This window comes from Microbacterium sp. 1.5R (genome assembly GCF_001889265.1).
Taxonomy (GTDB): domain Bacteria; phylum Actinomycetota; class Actinomycetes; order Actinomycetales; family Microbacteriaceae; genus Microbacterium.
On the sequence record NZ_CP018151.1, the window covers coordinates 2,246,630 to 2,264,338 of the forward strand.

Annotated in this window: 15 protein-coding genes; 6 read left to right on the top strand and 9 right to left on the bottom strand. The window is 68.2% G+C overall.

Features of this window, described 5'->3' with window-relative positions; all coding sequences use genetic code 11:
- Window positions 1-45 precede the first annotated feature (45 nt).
- On the bottom strand, window positions 46-3,453 hold the full coding sequence (locus BMW26_RS10740) for a pyruvate carboxylase (RefSeq protein ID WP_072591466.1): 3,408 nt from the start codon (window positions 3,451-3,453) through the stop codon (window positions 46-48).
- 94 nt (window positions 3,454-3,547) lie between these two features.
- On the opposite strand from BMW26_RS10740, the gene BMW26_RS10745 reads away from it, so the two are divergent.
- Window positions 3,548-4,360 carry a ParA family protein gene (locus BMW26_RS10745; RefSeq protein WP_053099164.1) on the top strand — a complete coding sequence of 271 codons (813 nt, stop codon included), beginning with the start codon at window positions 3,548-3,550 and terminating at the stop codon, window positions 4,358-4,360.
- Between the two features lie 93 nt (window positions 4,361-4,453).
- Here BMW26_RS10745 and BMW26_RS10750 read toward each other — a convergent pair whose 3' ends face one another.
- From BMW26_RS10750 to BMW26_RS10760, 3 genes are all read right to left on the bottom strand, one after another.
- Window positions 4,454-4,999: a MerR family transcriptional regulator gene (locus BMW26_RS10750; RefSeq protein WP_053096796.1), complete on the bottom strand. Its 546-nt coding sequence runs from the start codon at window positions 4,997-4,999 to the stop codon at window positions 4,454-4,456.
- A gap of 99 nt (window positions 5,000-5,098) precedes the next feature.
- Entirely contained in the window at window positions 5,099-5,785 is a 687-nt protein-coding gene (gene ftsR, locus BMW26_RS10755; RefSeq protein ID WP_056278971.1) for a transcriptional regulator FtsR, read from the bottom strand.
- Window positions 5,785-6,270: an FHA domain-containing protein gene (locus tag BMW26_RS10760; RefSeq protein ID WP_150115087.1), complete on the bottom strand. Its 486-nt coding sequence runs from the start codon at window positions 6,268-6,270 to the stop codon at window positions 5,785-5,787. Before BMW26_RS10760 ends, ftsR begins: the two co-directional genes overlap by 1 nt.
- 99 nt (window positions 6,271-6,369) lie before the next feature.
- Here BMW26_RS10760 and BMW26_RS10765 point away from each other — a divergent pair, with 99 nt between their 5' ends.
- Window positions 6,370-7,029, top strand: a complete 660-nt coding sequence (locus BMW26_RS10765; protein ID WP_072591467.1) for a copper resistance CopC family protein — start codon at window positions 6,370-6,372, stop codon at window positions 7,027-7,029.
- Window positions 7,030-7,038: 9 nt separating this feature from the next.
- Window positions 7,039-8,436, top strand: a complete 1,398-nt coding sequence (gene lpdA, locus BMW26_RS10770; protein ID WP_053096802.1) for a dihydrolipoyl dehydrogenase — start codon at window positions 7,039-7,041, stop codon at window positions 8,434-8,436.
- Window positions 8,437-8,492: 56 nt separating this feature from the next.
- On the opposite strand, the gene BMW26_RS10775 is transcribed toward lpdA, so the two are convergent.
- The 5 genes from BMW26_RS10775 to BMW26_RS10795 are packed head-to-tail and all read right to left on the bottom strand — an operon-like array spanning window position 8,493 to window position 11,776.
- Window positions 8,493-9,212: a methyltransferase domain-containing protein gene (locus tag BMW26_RS10775; protein WP_072591468.1), complete on the bottom strand. Its 720-nt coding sequence runs from the start codon at window positions 9,210-9,212 to the stop codon at window positions 8,493-8,495.
- Window positions 9,209-10,363, bottom strand: a complete 1,155-nt coding sequence (locus BMW26_RS10780) for a type III polyketide synthase (protein WP_232224451.1) — start codon at window positions 10,361-10,363, stop codon at window positions 9,209-9,211. The genes BMW26_RS10775 and BMW26_RS10780 overlap by 4 nt, the downstream gene beginning before the upstream one ends.
- A gap of 54 nt (window positions 10,364-10,417) precedes the next feature.
- Window positions 10,418-11,062 carry a CYTH domain-containing protein gene (locus BMW26_RS10785; RefSeq protein ID WP_072591469.1) on the bottom strand — a complete coding sequence of 215 codons (645 nt, stop codon included), beginning with the start codon at window positions 11,060-11,062 and terminating at the stop codon, window positions 10,418-10,420.
- The gene (locus BMW26_RS10790; RefSeq protein ID WP_042538484.1) at window positions 11,055-11,267 is read right to left on the bottom strand and encodes a hypothetical protein; all 213 of its coding nucleotides are present in this window, start codon (window positions 11,265-11,267) and stop codon (window positions 11,055-11,057) included. Before BMW26_RS10790 ends, BMW26_RS10785 begins: the two co-directional genes overlap by 8 nt.
- Before the next feature lie 38 nt (window positions 11,268-11,305).
- The gene (locus tag BMW26_RS10795) at window positions 11,306-11,776 is read right to left on the bottom strand and encodes a prepilin peptidase (protein ID WP_072591470.1); all 471 of its coding nucleotides are present in this window, start codon (window positions 11,774-11,776) and stop codon (window positions 11,306-11,308) included.
- Window positions 11,777-11,908: 132 nt separating this feature from the next.
- Between BMW26_RS10795 and BMW26_RS10800 the strand changes: the two genes are divergently transcribed.
- The 3 genes from BMW26_RS10800 to BMW26_RS10810 are packed head-to-tail and all read left to right on the top strand — an operon-like array spanning window position 11,909 to window position 17,705.
- Window positions 11,909-12,706: a hypothetical protein gene (locus BMW26_RS10800; protein ID WP_056278977.1), complete on the top strand. Its 798-nt coding sequence runs from the start codon at window positions 11,909-11,911 to the stop codon at window positions 12,704-12,706.
- A complete protein-coding gene (locus BMW26_RS10805) occupies window positions 12,703-14,244 on the top strand; it encodes a DNA polymerase Y family protein (protein ID WP_072591471.1) in 1,542 nt (513 codons plus the stop codon). Before BMW26_RS10800 ends, BMW26_RS10805 begins: the two co-directional genes overlap by 4 nt.
- Entirely contained in the window at window positions 14,244-17,705 is a 3,462-nt protein-coding gene (locus BMW26_RS10810; RefSeq protein WP_053096815.1) for an error-prone DNA polymerase, read from the top strand. Before BMW26_RS10805 ends, BMW26_RS10810 begins: the two co-directional genes overlap by 1 nt.
- Window positions 17,706-17,709 lie beyond the last annotated feature (4 nt).

The window sequence follows — 17,709 nt, forward strand, 5'->3', positions numbered from 1 at the left end:
GGGCCTCGGGTGCGTTGCGTCGAACGCGGCCTCGCCCGCACAAGATTAGTGCGCCGGGCGGATCACGACCAAAAGATCGCCGGCCTCGACCTGTTGCGTCGCACCGATCGCGAGGCGCTCGACCACACCGTCGACGGGGGCCGTGATGGCGGCCTCCATCTTCATCGCCTCGATGGATGCGACCGGTTCACCGGCGCGCACCGAGTCACCGACTTCCGATTTGAGCGTCACGACGCCCGAGAACGGTGCGGCCACCTGACCGGGCACCGAGGTGTCGGCCTTCTCGATCTCGTGCACGTCCACTGCCACCGATCTGTCGCGCACGAACACCGGTCGCAGCTGACCGTTGAGCGTCGTCATGACGGTGCGCATGCCCTTGTCGTCCGCATCGCCGATGGCTTCGAGCCCCACGTACAGCTGGACGCCGCGATCGATCTCGACGACGTGCTCCTGCCCCTGGACGAGACCGTAGAGGTAGTCGGCCGTGTCGAGCACCGAGAGATCGCCGAACACGTCGCGTCGCTCGGTGAACTCGCGCATCGGCGCGGGGAACAGCAGCGTGTTCAGTCTCGCCCGACGGGTCGCACCGTCACCTGCGAGGGCCGCCTCATCGTCGGCCGAGATCTCCGTCATGCCTGTGCGCACCGACCGTCCCGCCAGAACCTTGGTGCGGAAGGGCTCGGGCCATCCGCCCGGGAGGTCGCCGAGTTCACCCGCCATGAACCCGACGACGGAGTCGGGCACGTCGTACTTCTCGGGGTTCGCCTCGAAATCGGCGGGGTCCGCCTTCACCGCTGCCAGGTGCAGCGCGAGATCGCCGACCACCTTCGACGAGGGGGTCACCTTGGGAACCCGGCCGAGGATCCGATCGGCGGCGGCGTACATGTCCTCGATCAGCTCGAAGTCCTCTGCGAGGCCGAGCGCCTTCGCCTGCTGACGCAGGTTCGACAGCTGACCGCCCGGGATCTCGTGGTGGTAGACCCGGCCTGTGGGGCCCGGAAGTCCGGATTCGAACGGCGCGTACATCCGGCGGACCGCCTCCCAGTACGGCTCGAGGTTCGAGACGCTGTCGAGAGAGATGCCGCTGTCCCGATCCGTGTGCGCGAGCGCGGCGACGAGAGAAGAGAGCGAGGGCTGGCTGGTCGTGCCGGAAAGCGGAGCGGATGCCGCGTCGACCGCATCCACACCCGCCGCGCTGGCGGCGAGCAGGGTGGCGAGCTGTCCGCCGGGGGTGTCGTGCGTGTGCAGATGCACGGGCAGATCGAAGCGCTCGCGCAGCGCGGTGACGAGTTTCGCCGCCGCCGCAGGACGCAGAAGGCCCGCCATGTCCTTGATCGCCAGGATGTGCGCGCCGGCCCCGACGATCTGCTCGGCGAGATTCAGGTAGTAGTCGAGGGTGTACAGGTCCTCGGCCGGGTTCAGCAGGTCGCCGGTGTAGCAGAGCGCCACCTCGGCTATGGCCGTACCCGTGTTCCGCACCGCGTCGATCGCTGGGCGCATCTGCTCGATGTCGTTGAGGGCATCGAAGATCCGGAAGATGTCGACGCCGCTCGCCGCCGCCTCCTTCACGAACGCTTCGGTGACCGCCGTCGGGTAGGGCGTGTAGCCCACGGTGTTGCGTCCCCGGAGAAGCATCTGGATCGCGACGTTCGGAAGGGCGGCCCGCAGCTTGTCGAGACGCTCCCAGGGGTCTTCGCCCAGGAAGCGCAGAGCGACGTCGTAGGTGGCACCTCCCCAGGCCTCGACCGAGAACAGCTCCGGCGTCAGCCTGGCGATGTGCGGTGCGACCGCGACGAGATCCCTCGTGCGCACCCGGGTGGCCAGGAGCGACTGGTGCGCATCACGGAAGGTCGTGTCCGTGATGGCGAGGGCACTCTGCGCGCGGAGGCTCTTCGCGAAGCCCTCCGGTCCCAACTCGAGCAGGCGCTGCCGTGAACCGGATGCCGGGGTGGCGGACAGGTCTACGGCCGGAAGCTTGGCCCGCGGATCCAACGAGCCGGGGTGGATGCCGTGGGGCTTGTTGACCGTCACGTCCACCAGCCAGTTCAGGATCCGGGTACCGCGATCCTTCGACTCGCGTCCGCGCAGCAGGTCGGGACGCTCGTCGATGAAGGACGTGCTCACGTCGCCGGCGATGAACGCGTCATCCTCGAGCAGCGCCTGCAGGAACGGGATGTTCGTCGAGACGCCGCGGATGCGGAACTCCGCCAGCGCGCGCCGCGCGCGCGCCACCGCAGCAGGGTAGTCGCGACCACGGCAGGTCAGCTTCGCGAGCATCGAGTCGAAGTGCGGGCTGATCTGCGCGCCCTGATGGACGGTGCCGCCGTCGAGCCGGATCCCTGCGCCACCCGGTGAGCGGTATGTGGTGATCTTGCCGGTGTCCGGACGGAACCCCTGAGTGGGATCCTCCGTCGTGATGCGGCACTGCAGCGCAGCTCCCCGCACATGGAGATCCTTCTGCTCGAGGCCGAGCTCCGCGAGCGTCTGTCCGGCCGCGATGCGCATCTGGCTCTGCACGAGATCGACGTCGGTCACCTCCTCGGTGACCGTGTGCTCGACCTGGATGCGCGGATTCATCTCGATGAAGACAACCTCGCCGGTGCGCTCCCCCGCCGTCTCGAGCAGGAACTCGACCGTTCCCGCGTTCTCGTATCCGATGGAACGGGCGAACGCGACGGCGTAGCCGTGCAGCGCGGTGCGGATGCCGTCGTCGAGGTTCGGCGCCGGGGCGATCTCCACCACCTTCTGGTGACGGCGCTGCACGGAGCAGTCCCGCTCGAAGAGGTGCACGGTCTCGCCCGTCTTGTCGGCGAGGATCTGCACTTCGATGTGCCGAGGACGAAGGACCGCCTGCTCGAGGAACATCCTCGGATCGCCGAACGCGCTGGCGGCCTCGCGCATGGCCTCTGCGAGTGCCGGAGCGAGCTCACCAGCGGACTCGACGCGTCGCATGCCGCGTCCGCCACCGCCGGCGACGGCCTTCGCGAACAGCGGGAAGCCGATCTCGGCGGCCTGGGCGACGAGTGCATCGATGTCATCGGACGCCTCCGTCGAACGGAGCACCGGAACGCCGGCCTCGATGGCATGACGCTTGGCCTCGACCTTGTTGCCAGCCATCTCGAGGACCTTCGCAGGGGGCCCGATGAAGACGATGCCGTTGGCGGCGGCCTTCTCGGCCAGCTCCGGGTTCTCCGAGAGGAAGCCGTATCCGGGGTAGATCGCATCTGCTCCGGCATCCTTCGCGACGCGGATGATCTCATCGACGTCGAGATAGGCGCGCACCGGATGACCGCGTTCGCCGATCTCGTAGGCCTCGTCGGCCTTGAGCCGATGGACCGAACCACGGTCCTCGTGCGGGAACACCGCCACAGTCCTGGCCCCGACTTCGAAAGCCGCACGGAAGGCACGGATCGCGATCTCGCCGCGGTTCGCCACAAGGATCTTCTGGAACATGCACACCTCTGGGAGCTCGATACGCATCGGGATACGGCGCGCATGGGGCGGGGCTGAGTGTGCACCCAGCCTAGGGGAAGGTAACGTGGTGTTCGTGCACGTACTCAGCGTCAGCTCTCTCAAGGGAGGCGTCGGCAAGACGACCGTGACACTCGGCCTGGCCTCAGCAGCCTTCGCCCGTGGTGTCCGAACGCTCGTCGTCGACCTCGACCCACAGTCCGATGTGTCCACCGGGATGGACATCCAGGTGGCAGGTCGGCTCAACATCGCCGATGTCCTGGCGAACCCGAAGGAGAAGGTCGTCCGTCAGGCGATCACCTCGAGCGGCTGGGCAAAGGTGCACCCCGGGACCATCGACGTGCTGATCGGCAGTCCGTCCGCGATCAACTTCGACGGCCCGCACCCGAGCGTGCGCGACGTCTGGAAGCTCGAAGAGGCGCTCGCTGCCGTCGAGGCCGATTACGACCTCGTCCTCATCGACTGCGCCCCGTCGCTGAACGCCCTCACCCGCACCGCGTGGGCAGCGAGCGACCGGGTGATGGTCGTCACAGAGCCCGGGCTCTTCTCCGTGGCTGCGGCCGACCGCGCGCTGCGCGCGATCGAAGAGATCCGTCGCGGCCTCTCCCCCCGACTCCAGCCTCTCGGCATCGTCGTGAACCGGGTGCGCCCCCAGTCGATCGAGCACCAGTTCCGCATCAAGGAGCTGCGCGACATGTTCGGTCCGCTCGTGCTCTCCCCCCAGCTTCCCGAGCGCACCTCGTTGCAGCAGGCTCAGGGCGCAGCCAAGCCGCTCCACATCTGGCCGGGCGACTCGGCCCAGGAGCTCGCTTCCGACTTCGATCAGCTGCTCGACCGGATCATCCGCACCGGCCGGATCCAGGTCGCCGACTCGGGCGTGCAGGCCTGACTCACCCCGGACAGCAGAACGGCCATCCTCTCGCGAGGGTGGCCGTTTCTTCGTGTCGCGCGACTCTGCTCGCGGGACTTCGGTGGCGAATGCTCAGGCGGAACGCTTCGAGCGCCGTGCCGACAGCTCGTCGACCGGGTCGGGCACTGTCGCATCGAACTCGACGAGCGTCGACTCGACCTCGCGGAGGACCTTGCCTACAGCGATGCCGAACACTCCCTGACCGCGACTGACCAGGTCGATGACCTCGTCGTTCGAGGTGCACAGGTAGACGGAGGCTCCGTCGCTCATCAGCGTCGTTCCTGCGAGATCGCGGATGCCGGCGCGGCGGAGTTCATCGACCGCCGTGCGGATCTGCTGCAGCGAGATGCCGGTGTCGAGAAGGCTCTTCACGAGCTTGAGCACGAGGATGTCGCGGAAGCCGTAGAGACGCTGCGACCCGGAACCGCTGGCGCCGCGCACCGTGGGCTCCACCAGCTCGGTGCGAGCCCAGTAGTCCAGCTGCCGGTAGGTGATGCCGGCCGCCCGCGCCGCTACCGCACCGCGGTAGCCGACCTCGTCGTCCATCGCCGGCAGACCGTCGGTGAAGAGGAGTTCCGGCACGAACCGCGGGTCGCCTGCACGCTCATCCGCATTCATTTGAAATCCTCCCTGGAGCTGTTACCTCCACGCTAGAGCAGGCCTCCGGCACCGGCAATGACATCCGTGGGACACCGAAGGTGTGTCGCAATCAGTTCGTTACGAAAGCAACCTGGTGAGCGCGTCCTTGACGAAGAGCGAGCGCACCTCGTCGATCTTCGAGGCGAGGCTCGGCGCCATCTCGCTCGCCTTCGCCCTCGACGCGGCGTCCGTACGACGCAGCAGAGAGGACATCGCAGACTCGATCAGTGCGACCTCTCGCTCGGCACCCTGCCTCAGCGAGCGCAGGTGGCGGGGCTCGATACCGTGGCGATCGAGGGCGACCAGGCCGCGAAGCAGCGTGACGGTCGACTCGGGATAGCTCTCCTGCGCGACGATCACGCCGGTGCTGATCGCGTCGTTGAGAAGCTGGGGACCCGCGCCTGCTGCCGACAGCAGCTCTCCTCGGCGGTAGCGCCGGGGAGTGGGCGCGATCGAGGGCGGCGGAGCCAGGGTCGCGGATTCACCGTTCGCCTCTGCCTCGTCGAGCTGCTCGCGGATGATGCTGAGCGGCAGGTAGTGGTCGCGCTGCAGCGTGAGACCGAGACGCAGTCGCTCGATGTCGGCCTGCGAGAACTTGCGGTAGCCGGACTCCGTGCGCGACGGGCTGACGATCCCCTGCACCTCGAGGAAACGGAGCTTGCTGGAGGTGAGCTCGGGAAACTCGGGCGTGAGCCGGGCCAGCACCTGCCCGATGCTCAGAAGGCCCGCGGACGCTGAGCGTTCGCGGGCGGGGGAAGCCGCCATCAGTCGATCGCCGCGACGCGATCGACGGGAGAGGCGAAGAAGTTCAACCGGAACTTGCCGACGCGAAGCTCGGTGCCGTCGACCAGCGGACTGCGGTCGACGCGCTCACCGTTCACATACGTGCCGTTGAGCGAACGCTGGTCGATGATCTCGAACGTCGATCCGTTGCGAGTCACTTCCGCATGGCGGCGCGAGACGGTCACGTCATCGAAGAAGATGTCGGCTTCGGGGTGGCGGCCCACGGTCGTCACATCGGTGTCGAGAAGGTAGCGGGCCCCCGCGAGAGCTCCGGAGCGCACGAGAAGCAGTGCGGAACCGGAGGGAAGGGCCGCGATGGCGCCCTGCTCCACGTCGGTGAGCTCCACGCCGAAAGGCACGAAGGAGAGGTCCGAGTCATGCCCGAACGTCTGCGTCACGTCGTGCCTCTGCTCGCCGGGACGGTGGATCGCGGCGTCTCCGCCCGATCGATTCTGGCTGTCTGTCACTATGCCCTCCTAGTCCTCCAGACTAACTGATCGGACGGCGCTCGCGGGAGCTCGCGTCACTATCAGGCACCGCATACCGACACTTCATAGGCTGAGCACGTGAAAACCACAGCCCGTCGCCTCCCCGCAGCTCCGATCGCCCTTGCGGCCGCCCTCCTGACCGCATTCCTCGTGCTGTTCGCACCTCTCTCCGCCTCGGCCCACGACAGCCTGCTCGCCTCCTCCCCCGAGGCCGACAGCACGGTCGACACGCTTCCCACCGAATTGACGCTCACCTTCAGCGCGAAGCTCATCGACGAGACCGGCGCGACCGAGGTCGTCGTGACGGATCCGTCCGGCAACTCGGTCACCGACGGAACCGCCACGGTCGAGGGGGCGATCGTCACTCAGCCGCTCGCCGCCGAGGCCCCAGCCGGCGGCTATCACGTGATCTGGAAGGTCGTGTCGAGCGACGGCCATCCGACCTCGGGAGAGTTCGACTTCACGGTCACGAACAGCACGGAGGTCGCACCCACCTCAGAGCCCGGCTCCGAGCCCACTGCCAGCGCCACCGCAGCACCCGAGCCGGCTGCGACCGCGGGGCCCGGGACGGACGCCACCCCGGCCCCCGAGAGCGACGACTCAGCGGCGCCGACGACGATGATCTGGGTGCTCTCGATCGTCGGCGTCCTCGTGATCGTCGGCATCGTCGTCTGGCTCGTCGTCCACGGTCGTCGCGACCCGGCATCCGCCGATTCCGACCTCTCCTCGGAGCGATAGGCTTAAGGCATGCCACATTACGATGTCGTCATCCTCGGTGCAGGTCCTGGCGGATACGTCGCTGCGGTTCGCAGCGCGCAGCTCGGTCTGTCCACCGCCATCATCGAAGAGAAGTACTGGGGCGGTGTGTGCCTCAACGTGGGCTGCATCCCCTCCAAGGCTCTTCTGAAGAACGCGGAGCTCGCGCACACGCTCAACCACAAGGCCGACTTCTTCGGCATCTCGGGTGAGTTCACGATCGACTACGGCAAGGCGTTCGACCGCAGCCGCGTCGTCGCCGACGGTCGCGTCAAGGGCATCCACTTCCTGATGAAGAAGAACAAGGTGACCGAGTACGACGGTCGCGGCACCTTCACGGGCCCGAAGGCGATCTCGGTCGCGAAGTCCGACGGCTCGACCGAAGAGGTCACCTTCGACAACGCGATCATCGCCACGGGCTCGAAGGTCCGACTTCTTCCGGGCGTCCAGCTCAGCGACAACGTCGTGACGTACGAAGAGCAGATCCTCTCGCGCGAGCTGCCGAAGTCCATCGTCATCGTGGGCGCCGGCGCCATCGGCATGGAGTTCGCGTATGTGATGACGAACTATGGCGTCAAGGTCACCATCATCGAGTTCCTCGACCGTGCCCTCCCCAACGAGGATGCCGACGTGTCGAAGGAGATCGCCAAGCAGTACAAGAACTACGGCGTCGACATCCTGACCTCCACCAAGGTCGAGTCCGTCGTGGACAACGGCTCGTCCGTCACCGTCTCCTACACCGGCAAGGACGGTCAGCAGAGTTCGATCGAGGCCGACAAGGTGCTCATGTCGGTCGGCTTCGCCCCCAACATCGAAGGCTTCGGTCTCGAGGCCACCGGCGTGAAGCTCACCGAGCGCGGCGCGATCGACATCGACGACCACATGCGCACGAACGTCGAGGGCATCTACGCGATCGGCGACGTCACCGCCAAGCTGCAGCTCGCCCATGTGGCCGAGGCGCAGGGGGTCGTGGCCGCAGAGACCATCGGCGGCGCGGAGACGCAGACGCTGGGCGACTACCGCATGATGCCGCGCGCGACGTTCTGCTCGCCGCAGGTCGCCTCGTTCGGCCTCACCGAGCAGCAGGCGAAGGACGAGGGACGCGAGATCAAGGTCGCGACGTTCCCGTTCATGGCCAACGGCAAGGCGCACGGACTCGGCGAGCCCGTCGGATTCGTCAAGCTGATCGCCGACGCCGAGCACCTCGAGCTCATCGGCGCCCACATGATCGGCCCCGACGTGTCGGAACTCCTGCCCGAGCTGACGCTGGCCCAGAAGTGGGACCTCACGGCCCTCGAGCTGGCTCGCAACGTGCACACGCACCCGACGCTCTCGGAGGCGCTGCAGGAGGGCTTCCACGGCCTCGCAGGTCACATGATCAACTTCTGATCACCGCGATCGACTCGAAGGCCCGGCACGCTCACGCGTGGCCGGGCCTTCGTGCGTCATGAGACCGCGTCGGCTCGCCTGCGCAGCTCCAGCCGCGAGGGGAGTCCGAAGTGCACGGTCCATCCGGACGGCACGAGCGCGGCGAGTTCTCCCCTCGTGTACGAGCGACGGATGCTGATGAGGCCGTCCTCTCGGATGAACGAGCCCCGGAACAGCGTGCCCGCGAGGATCCGCGTCGCGACGTCGTACAGCACGTAGGCGAGTCGAGTGCGGGCGATGTCGCGGTGCACCACGACACCGCCGCTGCCGACGAGCGCCTCGGAGTCCCGCAGCAGGCCGTCGAGCTCCGCCCCGGTGAGGTGGTGCAGCACGTGATTCGAGAAGACCACGTCGAACTGCTCGCCCTCCGCCACGAGGTCTGACGAGAAGGCGCAGCGATATGCGATGCCGGCTCCTCCATCGTGCTCCGCCGCCCAGCGGATCGCCCGCTCGTCGGCGTCCAGCGCCGTGATCTCCACCTCGAGACCCGCTCGCCGCGCTCGCGCCGCGATCATCCGGCATACGTCTCCGCCACCCGCGCCGATGTCGAGGATGCGGATCGGGCCACGGCGGGCGCGCGGCAGGATGTCCTGGCGATAGAGCAGTCGGGGTCGGGAGACGAGCGCGTTCACGAGACGGAAGCGCCGGTAGGTGCGCTCCAGCATCCCGATGTCCGCATGCGGGTCGTCCATGAGCTCGCGCGCCTCGGTGGCGCGTGTCGAGAGGTCGTGTCTCACGAGATGCCGGTGGTGACCGTCATCAGTGCGCTCTCGGCGGTCAGCCCAGGGCCGAAGGCCATCGCGGCGACGCGCGACCCGTCCCCCGCGCCGGCGTCGAGGATCCGCTTGATGACGAAGAGCACAGTGGCGCTCGACATGTTGCCGTTCTCGCGCAGCGTCTCCCGGGCCGGGAAGAGCTGATCGTCGCTGAGATTCAGTCGCTCCTGCACGCGGTCGAGGATGCTGCGTCCACCGGGGTGGATGGCCCAGTGCTCCACCCGCTCCCCCACACGCCCCTCGTCGAACGCGGCTGCGAGCTCGCCCTCGCGCGCGTACAGCGGACGGATCGCACCGATGATGGTCTCCCCGATGATCTGCGGCACCTTCGTCGACAGGATCATCTCGAAGCCGTGGTCGCCGATGGTCCAGGCCATGTCCTTCTCGCCCTCCGCGGCTATCGCCGTGTGGAAGCCGTCGAGACGCACCGCAGGAACAGGAGTGGCGAGGTCGCGTGCGGTGACGATGCCGGCGGCCGCCCCGTCGGCGAAGAGCGAGTTGGCGACGATGAGATCCGGGTCCTCCGACGAGCGAAGGTGCACGGTGCACAGCTCGACGCTGACCACGAGCACCACGGCCGTGGGGTCGGCTGCGCAGAACTGGCTCGCCGCACGGAGCGCCGGCAGCGAGGCGTAGCAGCCCATGAATCCGAGGTGATAACGCTGCACGCTGTCGGACAGCCCCAGCCCGCGCACGATCTCGTACTCGGGGCCCGGCGCGTGGAAGCCCGTGCAGGATGCGGTGATGACGTGCGTGACGTCTGCGGCGACGATGTCGGGGTCTGCGTCCAAGGCGCTGCGCGCCACCTCCACGAAGAGACGCGACGCCTCGCGCGTATAGAGGTCGTTGCGGGCTGCGGTGCCCGGCGACTGCAGGCGGCCCGTCTCACGGTCGAAGAACATCTTGTCGTCCGTGCCGGCCGCGGGCGAGAGCTCTCGGATGACGGTGTGGCGGGTGTCGATGCCCGAGCCGTTGAACGACGCCCCGATGATCCGCTGGGCGAGGCGTCCGACATCGGGCTGCGAGGCGAAGATGTCGCGCACCTCGTGCTGCTCGATGACGGTGTCGGGAACGATCGTCCGCAATGAGCGGAGCACGGCAGCGCGGGTCATGTCTGTCACTCAAGCATGACCGCGCGCCAGCACGGAAGGGGCTTGCATCGGGCGTCAGAAACCCAGAGCACGCGCGAGCTTCGAGCCGGATGACGCGTCGCGACCCCCGGCATCGGAGACGACCCGCTCCACGGCGTCGAAGAGGGCTGCTCGCCCCGCCGCATCGACAGGCGCGGCGGGGCCGAGCTCGAACTCCCACTCCCGCCATTCCCGCTGCACGTCGTGTCGGAGATCGGTCGCGCGAACGCGGTCATCGACGAACTCGGCGACGACTCCGGCCGTCCCGGTGAGCAGGTACGCCGTGCGGGTGTTCTCGATCCGCGCGAGGGGTGTGAGCGGCGCCGTCGCCCATCGCGAGATGGTCTCGGTCACGGCATCCGGGATGCTGTCGTCTTCGCCCAGGGGCCAGCCGATCTCGAGGCGACCGTCACCTTCTCGCGGTCCCTTGATGTGCCATCCGGCATCGGGGCCGCCGGTGCGGCGACGAAGGGCTATCCCTGCACGGGAGAGCCGAGCATCGACGGTGTCGAAGTAGCGAGCGTCGAGCTCGCGCACCTCTCCGGACGACACGGCATCCACTCCGGGGATCCCCACCCACACCGGAAGGGGCGTGGAGTCATCGACGTCGTACTTGCGCTCGACCTCGACGACCCTGGAGGGCTCGGAGCCAGACGGCGACTCGCTGGGGTGCTCAGTCATCCGACGGGCTGATGTCCTCGAGGGATTCGTCGTACCAGTAGTCGATCTCGGTGGGACCGTCGGTGTCGCCGGTGTTCTGCGCGTCACCGCGCCGGTTGTACACCACCTGGGTCTCGCTGTAGGGGACGATCAGCTTGTCGTCCGCGTCGCCGAGAGGAATGATCTGCCCGTCGAGCGGGCCGCCGTGAAGTCGTGCGAGTGCCATGTCCTCACCCTATCGCCGACGGCACCCTGCACGGCGCCTCACTCCATCAGGATGCCGAGGAGCGCGCCGATGATCATCCACGGTCCGAAGGCGATCCGCGTGGAGCCGTCCGCCCTGCGGAGCATCATCAGCGAGAGGGAGAACACGGCGCCGAGCACGAAGGCGGATGCTGCTCCCACGGCGAGCGCCTGCCAGCTGTGCCATCCGAGGACCAGACCGATGACGGCGGCGAGCTTGACATCGCCTCCGCCCATGCCGTCCCGGCTGAGCAGACGGAGCGCCGCGTAGAAGCCGCCGAGGATCAGCAACCCGGATACGGCCCTGACCAATGAGGCGCTCTGGCCGACCGTGATGGCGTCGACGACTCCGAGCACGATGAGCGCCGCGAGGGTGGGGAGCACGATCCGGTTCGGCAGCCGATGCGTGCGGATGTCGACGGCGACGAGTCGGCAGGCGATCGCGAACAGGGCCAGATGAACGGTCACGACGGCCACAGTACGGAGATCCATGCCCGCAGGTTAGGAGAACTCGGACGGCGGCGATGACCGCGTGTGGATAACGTCACGCCGCGATGTCGGAGGTTCGAACTATCGTCATCTACTCCAGTTGCTTTATTAGTACATATCTTCGAGGATGGATTCATGGGGATCGGGCTCGATGCGGTGACCGCGCTCTCTCCGGCTGGCGACTCCCGCGCCGGAGAGGTTCTTCGGCTGCGCCGGGAGATCAGCCGCATGCAGCGCAGACGCAGCGAGCACCCGCTTCTCCCTCTCGATCCGGCCTTCTCCTCGCTGCTCCCCGAAGAGGGGCTGCAGACGGGGGCGACGTACACCGTCTCTCCCTCCCCCAGTCTCGTCCTCGCACTGCTCGCCGCGGCCTCGGGCAAGGGCCACTGGTGCGCGGTCGTGGGCATGCCCACACTGGGTGTCGAAGCCGCAGCGGCGTTCGGAATCGCGCTTCCTCGCCTGATCCTCGTCCCCGAACCAGGAGACCGCTGGCTCGCCGTGGCCTCTGCGCTCGCCGAGGTGGTTCCGCTGATCGCCGTGCAGCCCGGAGGCAGGGCCCGCGATGCGGATGTGTCCCGACTGAGCGCACGACTGCGAGACCGCGGGAGCACCCTGCTCGTCACCGAGTCCGCGGAGTCCGGCGCCTGGCCGCAGAGCGAGGGGTCCATCCGGCTGCACGACCAGCACTGGCTCGGCATCGGCGAGGGGTGGGGGCTCATCGAAGGCTCCACGGCGACGGTGTCGGCGCGGACGAGGCACAGTCCGCTGACGTCGAGCGTGCGCGTGCGTCTTCCCGGCTCCCACGGCGCAGTGGAAGAGCTGCCGGCGGAGCACGTCGCCACCGAGACCATGGCCGAGATCACAGGGCTGACCGGCCTGCGCGGCGGCGAGGCCGCTCCGCTCGAGTACCCGCGTCTGGCGGTGGCCGGATGACCGCCGCTCCACTTCGCGTCCTCGTCCTGTGGCTTCCCGATTGGCCGCTGAGAGCAGCTCTCGGCGGGCCACCGCCTCATCCGCCGACCGCTCTGGTGCATGCGAACACCGTCGTGGCGTGCACCGCATCGGCGAGGGAGCACGGCGTGCGCGCCGGCCAACGTCGCCGCGTCGCTCAGGGCCATATCTCTTCACTGCGCGTGATGCCCCACGACCCCGCCCGCGATGAGAGAGCGTTCCTCCCCGTGCTGCAACTCATCGAGAAGCACGCGCCCGGTGCGGCACTGCTGCGTCCAGGGCTGGCGGCGGTGCGGGCACGGGGCATCGCGCGCTATTACGACGGCGAGGCCGAGGCGGGGCGTGCCCTGATCGACATCCTCACCGACGCCGGGTTCCCCGAGGTGCGCGTGGGCATCGCCGACGGCCCCTTCACCGCCGAGCTCGCCGCGCGAGGGAGCGCACCGTGCACCGTCGTACCTGCAGGCCTCGCGAAGGACTTCCTCGCCCCACTCCCGGTGAACGTTCTGAGAGACGAGCAGCTCACCGGTCTGCTCGTCCGGCTCGGTGTGCGCACGCTCGGCGACTTCGCGGCCCTCGACGAGATCGAGGTGCGCGATCGCTTCGGCGAGCGCGGCGCGCGTCTGCACGCCCTCGCCGCCGGCGCCGATTCCCGCGCGGTGGTGGCACGACCTCCTGACCCCGAGCTCGTTCGCTCCATCGAGTTCGACTCGCCACTCGCCGGAGCCGATCAGGTGGCCTTCGCCGTGCGGCAGACGGCCGATGCGGTCATGCTCGCCCTCGGTGAGGCCTCGGTGGTGTGCACCGAGGTCCGCATCGACCTCACCGACGACGACGGCAAGGTGTTCTCGCGCCCCTGGCTGCATCCCACCTGCTTCGATGCCGCTGATCTCGTCGACCGGGTGCGCTGGCAGCTCGAAGCACTGGGAGCCGAATCCGCGAAGGAGCCGGTCGATGAGGCTCGTGCCTTCGGCGGAATCTCTCTGGTGCGGATCGTCCCCGTGGCGGTCGACGATGCCGCCCATCACCAGCCCGGCCTTTTCGGGTCCGGCACTGATGAACGCCTGCATCACGCCATCTCGCGCGTGCAGACGATGCTCGGCCACGAGGGCGTCGTCACCGCTGCCCTCTCCGGCGGGCGCTGGCTCGCCGATCGTCAGGTGCTCACTCCGTGGGGCGAACGCTCCGTCGCCCCCAGAGACCCAGCGCAGCCCTGGCCGGGGAGCCTTCCCGACCCTCTCCCCGCCGAGGTGTTCCGCCCTCCTCGCCCCATCGGAGTGCTCTCCCCTGACGGCGAGACAGTCCTCGTCGACGAACGGGGTGCGCTCTCGGCGGCGCCCGCTCGCATCGACGGCGACGACGTTCAGGCGTGGGCCGGTCCGTGGCCGATCCATGAACGCCGATGGGAGGACTCCGGCGGCAAGAGAGGGCACCGCCTGCAGATCGTCGACGATCATGATCGAGCCTGGCTCGTCTTCTGCACCGGAGGCCGGTGGTGGGCTGAGGGGAGGTACCGCTGATGGGCTGGCACAACCCTCCCCTGTCCTGGAACGAGCTGGAGCGCACTCTCAGCGGCGAGGAATCGCCATACCCGACGGGAGGCATCCCGCCCGGCAGCCGACCCGACCCCGGCCCCGTCAGCACCAAGCGCACACGGAACCCACCGACGTCCGTCAGCAGGCCAGAGGACGCCGTCCCGTACGCCGAGCTGCATGCGCATTCGTCCTATTCCTTCCTCGACGGCGCCTCCTCACCGGAGGATCTGCTCGCCGAGGCCGAGCGTCTCGGACTCACTGCACTGGCGCTCACCGACCACGACGGCTTCTACGGTGCTGCCCGCTTCGCCGAGGTCGCAGAGCTGATGGATGTGAGCGTCCAGACCGTGTTCGGCGCAGAGCTCTCGCTCGGCCTCGACGCACCGCAGCGGGGCGCCCCCGATCCCGTCGGCGACCATCTGCTGGTGCTCGCCGACGGGCTGGAGGGCTACCACCGTCTCTCCGGCGCGATGACGGCCGCCCACCTGCGCGGTGGCGAGAAGGGCCGCCCCGTCTACGACCTCGAGGAGCTGGCAGCCGCCTCAGACGGGCACTGGACGATCCTCACCGGATGCCGGAAGGGCGGGGTCCGCCGTGGCCTAGAGGCGGGAGATGCTCAGACGCCGCTGCGCCGACTGGTGGATCTGTTCGGCCAGGATCACGTCGCCGTCGAGCTCTTTGACCACGGCGACCCGCTGGACACACGACGCAACGACGCTCTCGCCGATCTCGCCAGACGGATGCGACTGCCGGTGGTGGCGACGAACAACGTGCACTATGCAGCGCCCGAGCGTGCATCACTGGCCGAAGCGGTCGCCGCCGTGCGCGCCGTGCGCAGCATGGACGAGCTCGACGGGTGGCTTCCGACTCACGGAGGAGCGCATCTGCGCAGCGGCGCGGAGATGGCAGCGCGCTTCCGGCGCCACCCCGGTGCGATCTCCTACGGCCTCGAACTCGCCGCAGCGTCGGCCTTCTCCCTCCGCCGTGCACGACCTGCCCTCCCGAAGCAGGAGGTCCCTGACGGACACACGCCGATGAGCTGGCTGCGCCACCTGGTGTGGGAGGCCGTGCCGACGAAGTATCCGCGCCTGGATGCCGACGGCCGTCGCAGGATCGGACGCGAGCTCGATGTGATCGAGGAGAAGGACTTCCCCGGCTACTTCCTCATCGTGCACGGCATCGTCGCCGAGGCGCGCCGTCGCGGCATCCTGTGCCAGGGGCGCGGCTCGGCCGCGGCGAGCGCCGTCTGCTATCTGCTCGGCATCACCGCCGTCGACCCGATCCTCTACCGTCTGCCCTTCGAGCGCTTCCTCGCGACGACCCGACAGGAAGAACCGGACATCGATGTCGATTTCGACTCGGATCGCCGCGAGGAGATCATCCAGTGGGTGTACCGCGAGTACGGACGCGAACGTGCGGCACAGGTGGCGAACGTCATCCAGTACCGTCCGAAGAACGCGGTGCGCGACATGGCGAGAGCTCTCGGCTACTCCCCGGGACAGCAGGATGCCTGGTCCCGGCAGGTCGATGGGTGGAGCGCCGGGCTCGAGGTGGCCGACGAGCACGACATCCCGGCGAACGTGCTCGACTACGCGGGCGAACTGCTGAAGGCTCCCCGGCATCTCGGCATCCACTCCGGCGGCATGGTGCTCACCGCGCGCCCTGTCGGCGAGGTCGTTCCCGTCGAGCATGCACGCATGGAGAACCGCACGGTGATCCAGTGGGACAAAGACGACGCGGCCTGGATGGGGCTGGTGAAGTTCGATCTCCTCGGGCTCGGGATGCTGGCTGCGCTCCAGCACTGCTTCGACCTGATCCACGACGCCACGGGTGAGCGGTGGACGCTCGAGACCCTTCCGAAAGAAGAGCCGGCCGTCTACGACATGCTCTGCCGCGCCGACTCGATCGGGGTGTTCCAGGTCGAATCCCGTGCGCAGATCGGCCTTCTCCCCCGCCTGCAGCCTCGGGCCTTCTACGACCTCGCCATCCAGATCGCGCTGATCCGCCCCGGACCCATCCAGGGCGGGGCCGTGCATCCCTTCGTCCGCCGCAAGATGGCGAAGGATGCGCTCGACGAGGAGAATCTCGCCAGAGCCGCCCGTGGCGAAGAGCCCGTGGTGCTCGAGATCCCGTATCCGCACGATGACCTCAAGCCGATCCTCGAGCGGACACTGGGCATCCCGATCTTCCAGGAGCAGCTGATCCAGATGGCGACGGCCATCGGCGACTGCACCGCCGACGAGGCCGATCTGCTCAGACGCGCGATGGGGTCCAAGCGCGGGCTCGAGAAGATCGACAAGGTGCGAGACAAGCTCTACGCGGGGATGACCAGACGCGGACTCTCCGCCGAGCAGTCGGATCGCATCTACGCGCAGATCCAGGCCTTCGCGAACTTCGGATTCGCAGAGTCCCACTCGTTGTCCTTCGCGCTCCTGGTCTATGCGAGCTCCTGGCTCAAGCTGCACTATCCCGCGGCGTTCCTCGCGGGGCTCCTCCGGTCGCAGCCGATGGGCTTCTACTCCGCGTCGACACTCACCGCGGATGCACGACGACACGGGGTCGAGGTGCGTCGACCCGATCTGCACGCCTCGGGGGCCACCGAGACTCTCGAACCCCTCGAGGGCTCACCGCTGCGGATGCCGACGGGGCGGGACACCTGCAGCGACCCTCTGCAGCCCCGGGTGCCGCGCTTCGATCGCTCCTCACCGGACGAGTCGGCGGCACACCGTCGAGATGGCGCCTATGCGGTGCGCATGGGTCTCAGCGGTGTGCGCGGCATCGGCACTCAACTGGCGGAGAAGATCGTCGCCGAGCGCGAGGCGGCCGGACCTTTCCGCGATCTGAACGATCTGGTGAGGCGCACGGATGCCACCGCTGCGCAGCTGGAGTCCCTGGCGACCGCCGGCGCGTTCGAGTGCCTCGGCCTCCAGCGCAGAGAGGCGATCTGGCTGTCCGGGGCAGCCGCTGAAGACCGATCCCGGTTCCTTCCCGGCACGACGATCGCCGTGCAACCGCCGCTGTTCAGCGATCAGTCCAGCTATGAGCGGCTCTCCGCAGATCTCTGGGCGACCGGCGTCTCGACCGACGACCATCCGATGGCGCATTTCCGCGGGCTCCTGCGCGAACGGGGCGTGCTCACCTCAGCAGATCTGCAGAGCCACGAGACGGGGCGACGCATCGAGGTCGCCGGTCTTGTGACCCACCGTCAACGTCCGGCGACCGCAGCCGGTGTCACCTTCCTCAACCTCGAGGATGAGACCGGTCTCGTCAACGTCATCTGCTCGACTGGGGTGTGGGGTCGTTACCACCGGGTGGCGCGCGATTCTCCTGCGCTGATCATCCGCGGCATCCTCGAGCGTTCAGCGGAGGGCGTCGTGAACGTCCTCGCCGACGCGTTCGAAGATCTCCGAACGGGGGTGACGCATCGTTCGAGGGACTTCCGGTGAGCGG